Below are 5,416 nucleotides of genomic sequence, written 5' to 3'. Positions count from 1 at the left end.
TTTCTAAGTAAAGAATTAGCGGCAATATTACCATTTGCAGACACTCTTTTGAGGCTAGTATCTTTAAGTGCTGCTTTAACTCTTTTCATCAATATACCTACCGCAGCCCTCTGAAATGAAGCTGCAATATTTTCTTTTGTTGCTTCTGCTTCCCCATTTCTGAACTTATCAAGTTGGTTAATTACACCTGTTTTTAAGCCTGAATAGCTCATATCATAAGGATGCTCTCCCCTATCTAAAGTTGGACCAGGAAATAAAAATGCCATAGAATCCCCACTCTTTGAGAGTCTGTCTATTACAACACCTCCTGGATATCCTAAATCATAAAACTTAGCTACCTTATCAAAGGCTTCACCAATTGCATCATCAATTGTAGTTCCAAGTACATCTACATCATCATACCCATTTACTTTACAAATAACTGTATGTCCACCTGAAACAAGGACACCTAGATATGGATATTCTAATGGATTTTCAATTTGAGATGCATATAAGTGAGCTCTAATATGATCTACACCTAAAATAGGAATTCCTAAACTAGCAGCAAAACCTTTTGCAAAATTAACACCTACTAATAATGACCCAAGTAAACCTGGTCTATTTGTAACAGCAACTGCATCTAAATCTTTATTTTCCAAACCTGCTTGCATAACAGCGGCTTTAACAACTTGGCTAATCCATTCTGTATGCAATCTTGAAGCTAATTCAGGAACAACTCCTTGATAAGGCTTATGAAGCTCAATTTGAGTTGCAATAACATTGCTTAAAATTTCTCTTCCATCTTTTACTACTGCTGCAGAACATTCATCACAGCTAGTTTCAATACCCAGTACTATCATAATTCATCCTCGAAGACATAGTCTTCTTCACCAGCTAAGTTATTAACTGCATCGAAATAGTAATCCATTAACTCTATAGGAATCATTTCATTAATAAAATTAGCTACATTTTCACAAACAGTTTCACCAACCACAACTGATGGCTCAGGAACATATCTCACTGGTATTGATAAAATCATCTCTTCAGAGATTGGTCTTCCTGGAATAACTAGACCACGTTCTTTATCGTCCATTGAGTTCCTCCTGTATTTTTCATGTAAGTATAATAAAAATATACTAAAGTGTAAATTTAGGTTCTTTCTTCATTAAGGAATATACAGAAAATTGAATAAAAACAGTGTCCTATTTCATCTTAATTTGTAAATCGACAAAAATTACAAAAAGATAGGTATAGCCGAAGATGGGAATCGAACCCATGACCACTTCATTACGAGGGAAGTGCTCTACCCCTGAGCTACACCGGCAAGTGAATTACTCGGCAAGTGAATTGCCAAAGCATCGTGGAGTTTAGCCACGGGTGCATCCATGACACCGCTACCGCTTTTTAAACGGCTTTTACTACATATGGAGTCTTAATTGGCTTCATATTTAGTCATAATTTATCATATATATCCATTTTATCAAATGGTATTTTGCTCTTTCATCTCGGCAATTAAATTACAGAAGATTCCCGCTTAATATCCTAAAAAGGAGAATATATTATGTTTTTCAAAATGTAAAGATATGATTCTACTCTTTCCTATTTCACGATTTTTAATTCTGGTTACGCATTTGTTTCATTATTTTGTAAAATGAGCACCAGTACAACAACGTCAGTTAAAAAGTTTGGGTGTGAACTCAGAAAGATTTAGTTCATAAGGGGTTTCTTGCATGGCTGAAACAGACTTTGTAATATGACTACTTTGCTGATGACAAAGTAAGATCTGCATAGGCCTCACCCATTAGGACATGCTGAAGTCCACCCTTTTTGTCTTCATTTACCAACAGTTTGAAATCCACCTTATCTTGGAAGATCATTACTATATCGCTTCCGCCAAACAAGAAATATCCCATTGGATCACCGCGTTTTACTTTGGCGCCTACTTTCACAGTGTCTTCCCAGTTGCAGGAGCATATTTGAGACATCCCTATAGGAAGAATAGCGACTAGGCCGTATTCAGTGTCCAAAATCACGCAGTCACGAGTCTCAATCATCTGCCATCCAGGAATAGTATCTTCCAGCACATAGCGTTTTGAATCGTTATCCCACACAGTCACTCCGCCTGCAGCATTTGTGCCTGGAATCTTGCGAACTTCTAGTATAGTTCCGTCTATAGGAAAATGGTAACGATGGTAATCATTTACATCAAGGAAGGTATGGGTAAGAGTACCGTTTGCGAAAGAATCCGCATATGCACTATCCTCGCCGATTAACTGACTAATCGAAGTAAAATTAGCGGATTTGATAGCTACACCTTCATGCTGAACCAAATCGCCGTTCTCATCTATCTGCCATACACCTTGAGGCTTTGAATCGGCAGGAGCAACAAGTGCGCACTCTGCGATAGGACGTACAGAAGGTTCAGACAATCTGCGGGCAAAGAAATCATTGAAAGAATTCCAATTGCTTGGATCCTCATACCATCCGTTATTCAATCCGAAGCTGTCGTCATGCTGGAAAATATTCAGATATTCCTCTGACCAGCTTTCAGGTTTAGAAAGATAGCTACCCCAGCTTTCAGCATAGGTCTTGCACCAACTAGAAATAGGCTCGTGATATTGCAGAGAAGGATAGTAGTAGCCCAGTTCCTCTAGCTCTTCCAATGGCTGGTCAACCAAAAACCAGAAATAATCAACAGATTGGTCGATGTGATCATAGAGTGAAGGATATTTTCCATCTTTCAAAACATTCCAAGGCATACAGAAGGCTGCCCAGTCTAAAAAACTGTATAACTGATCAATAGACTGTGCGGGGTTGGTATCTAGGTCAGGATTTATCTGAGCGGCTGCATTTAGAGATTTTACCATTAAAGCCATCAGCTCTGGATCTACATCCAGCATTGACTTAAGCTCCATTGTCATAGGTGCATGGACACTCATCTGCTCTAAATCATTTTGTACTACATCTTCTCTTTCTTTTTGTGATGTAGTCTCGCTAAAGTTTTGCACTACAGACTCATTTACGAAAGTTGATTGTATTGATTTTGCAGGAGTAACGCAGGCGGTAAACACCAGCAGAACACAAACCGAATAGGCAAGATATTTACAAAGCTTCATTGAAGTTGGCCTCCAAATTTTTTACAGTTATGATTAAAAAAGAAATAATTCTCCATGAATCATTTCTAATTATTTTGTAGTTTAATAAATCAGTTCCATTATAGTACAGTTTCTAGACAAAATCTAATGTTAAACATTATCAAAAAGTAATTACTATTATTCAATTTTCTTTCAAAAAGCAGAATATTAGCAGGTATAATTTAGTTTTTGGTAACTAGAGGTAAGATATCAACTCATAAGGTTATAAATCTTATTGTTATTACCAAAGCTTTACATAAATATTAGAATTATTAATCGATAATATCATCATAAAGAATTAAACCTTTTCTTTTGTCCTCTGTATGTTTTGCCCCCATTAGTTGAATACAACCTGTGGATGTTAGTTTAAAGTAAAGATTCCTTTTATTAATAATACCTACTCATATTTAAAATTCTTCAAGCACGTTCAAATCTTAATGTGAAACTTCTCAATAAAGTCGAAATATAAAACAGGATTCTAAAACTATTAATTCTAGAATCCCATTTTATTACCTCTATTTAATTTTTAATTCTTAGCTTGCATCTCTATTAGTAGAAGAAGGAGTATTATCATCAAACTCATGCTTATGTGTTTCATAAGAATAAGGATAGCTATCATACTTACTACCAACCATTGATAGATAAGCTTCTCCTGCATTAACGAGAATATCTAAAAGTGTTTTTCCCATAGTTTTTCTCCTATAATTATTTTTATAGCAAAATGCTATAAGTCAAAACGAGTAGTTCAAATCTTTTGCGCGCTATAAGATTTAAACTCTTATGACACTTTCCTTTTCTTTGATAATCTCGATATAATAAATTTATTTAATATTGTCTAGATACAATTTAATAAAAATGTATACAAATTAAAATAATTCACATATTCTTCATAACTTTTTATTTTATATAAGATTGTTCAAACAAAAAACAAACTTTTTGCCTATTTTATTTGCTTTATTAATGCCTGAAGCTCATTTAGAGGAAATCCATCATTACTTGAGATTGAATAAGAAAAACCATTATTAATCCACACAGCTACTTCAAAAATATCCTTTTCCCCTTTGATTAATACTTCTTTATCATCAACAATAATTTTCTTTACTACATCAAAACTTTTATAAACACCACTAATATCTTCAGTGCTTTTTGATTTCCTTATTGTTATTTTTTCATTATCAGATAACTGAATAATTTCTATCATTTTATCGCCTGTATTTAATACACGATAAATTAAGTCCTTATTATTTAGTTCCTTTGGAAGTGAAATTGAAAAACTAGCTAGTTCCTCAGCTTCCTTTAGAGATGCACAATCGACAAAAGGATTAGCAATCATAACAAAATTAGAATTGTTAATTTCTTTTGTAGTATTACAAGAAGAAAGAATGATTAATAACAATAAAATAAAAATCTTCATATTATTTTCCTGAAATAGATAAATCCTTTACTAAAACAGATGGAGAACCCATTCTCTGAGAAGAAAGTGTTACATCAAACTCTAAATCATTTGCAACAAGTAATACATTTTCAAGTAATGAATAAAAGTTTCCACTAACGGTAAATTCATTAATTGCTTCTTCTGCCTTACCATCTTTAATAATAAAACCGGCACTTTCAATAGAGAAATCACCACTAATAGAGTTTGCGCCTGCATGAAAACCTTTCATTTGAGTAATGTAAATACCACCCTCAGATGATTTAAATAAATCTTCTAATGTGTTTTCACCTGGTTTTATATAGAAAGAGTAGCTAGTGATTCCAGCTGATCCATTTATTGCACTTCTAAATCCATTTCCTGTAGATTTTTTATTACACTTTGTACCATATTCAAGGTTATATAAGAGTGTATTTAATACTCCATTTTCTATTACTCTTTTCTTTTCACAAGGATATCCATCACCATCAAAAGTTGAACGCACTCTATATTCAGGATAAAGAGGATCATCAATTATTGTTACTTTTTCAGAAGCAACCTTCTCTCCTTCTCTATCTTTATAGCGTGTTAAACCATAGTAACTACTCTTTCCAGTGAAAACTGAAAAGAAGGTATCGAGTATTTGCTGCATGCAATCTTGATTAAACACAACATTATATGTTCCTGAATTAATCTTCTTTGGTGATAGCTGTGATATTGCTTTATCAACACCATCAGTAAGATTAACATCATCAATTAAACCTTCTTTAATAGAGTATGCATTTTGAATATCAACGCCATCACTTACCTTACAGTTTGCCATAACATAAGCATCATCATTGCTGTCAAATAACTCTAAAGCATTTGAAGAAGCATAATAGCGAATTGATTT

6 protein-coding genes and 1 tRNA gene are annotated in these 5,416 nt (G+C 33.8%); all 7 read right to left on the bottom strand.

The window, feature by feature from the left end; translation table 11 throughout:
* Window positions 1–839: tRNA (adenosine(37)-N6)-threonylcarbamoyltransferase complex transferase subunit TsaD (tsaD, locus tag SOY52_RS02520; protein WP_320847411.1), on the bottom strand; the 839-nt coding region annotated here is incomplete at its 3' end.
* Entirely contained in the window at window positions 836–1,072 is a 237-nt protein-coding gene (locus tag SOY52_RS02515; protein ID WP_320847410.1) for a hypothetical protein, read from the bottom strand. The genes tsaD and SOY52_RS02515, both read right to left, overlap by 4 nt.
* Window positions 1,073–1,231: 159 nt before the next feature.
* Window positions 1,232–1,303 (bottom strand) — tRNA-Thr (locus SOY52_RS02510).
* A gap of 433 nt (window positions 1,304–1,736) precedes the next feature.
* Window positions 1,737–3,095 carry a phosphatidylserine decarboxylase gene (locus SOY52_RS02505; protein ID WP_320847409.1) on the bottom strand — a complete coding sequence of 453 codons (1,359 nt, stop codon included), beginning with the start codon at window positions 3,093–3,095 and terminating at the stop codon, window positions 1,737–1,739.
* A 551-nt stretch (window positions 3,096–3,646) separates the two neighbouring features.
* The gene (locus tag SOY52_RS02500; RefSeq protein WP_320847408.1) at window positions 3,647–3,802 is read right to left on the bottom strand and encodes a hypothetical protein; all 156 of its coding nucleotides are present in this window, start codon (window positions 3,800–3,802) and stop codon (window positions 3,647–3,649) included.
* A 251-nt stretch (window positions 3,803–4,053) separates the two neighbouring features.
* The gene (locus SOY52_RS02495) at window positions 4,054–4,527 is read right to left on the bottom strand and encodes a hypothetical protein (protein WP_320847407.1); all 474 of its coding nucleotides are present in this window, start codon (window positions 4,525–4,527) and stop codon (window positions 4,054–4,056) included.
* A 1-nt stretch (window position 4,528) separates the two neighbouring features.
* On the bottom strand, window positions 4,529–5,416 hold an 888-nt coding region (locus SOY52_RS02490; RefSeq protein ID WP_320847406.1), incomplete at its 5' end, for a metallopeptidase TldD-related protein.

It is taken from the genome of Bullifex sp. (genome assembly GCF_034103065.1).
Classification (GTDB): domain Bacteria; phylum Spirochaetota; class Spirochaetia; order Sphaerochaetales; family Sphaerochaetaceae; genus Bullifex.
The sequence above is the reverse complement of the archived record's forward strand: the minus strand, read 5'-3'. Positions and strand labels throughout refer to the sequence as shown.

Coding starts and splice junctions, on each gene's coding strand:
- SOY52_RS02515 (WP_320847410.1), bottom strand. CDS start 1,072: ATGGACGATAAAGAACGTGGTCTAGTTATTCCAGGAAGACCAATCTCT.
- SOY52_RS02505 (WP_320847409.1), bottom strand. CDS start 3,095: ATGAAGCTTTGTAAATATCTTGCCTATTCGGTTTGTGTTCTGCTGGTG.
- SOY52_RS02500 (WP_320847408.1), bottom strand. CDS start 3,802: ATGGGAAAAACACTTTTAGATATTCTCGTTAATGCAGGAGAAGCTTAT.
- SOY52_RS02495 (WP_320847407.1), bottom strand. CDS start 4,527: ATGAAGATTTTTATTTTATTGTTATTAATCATTCTTTCTTCTTGTAAT.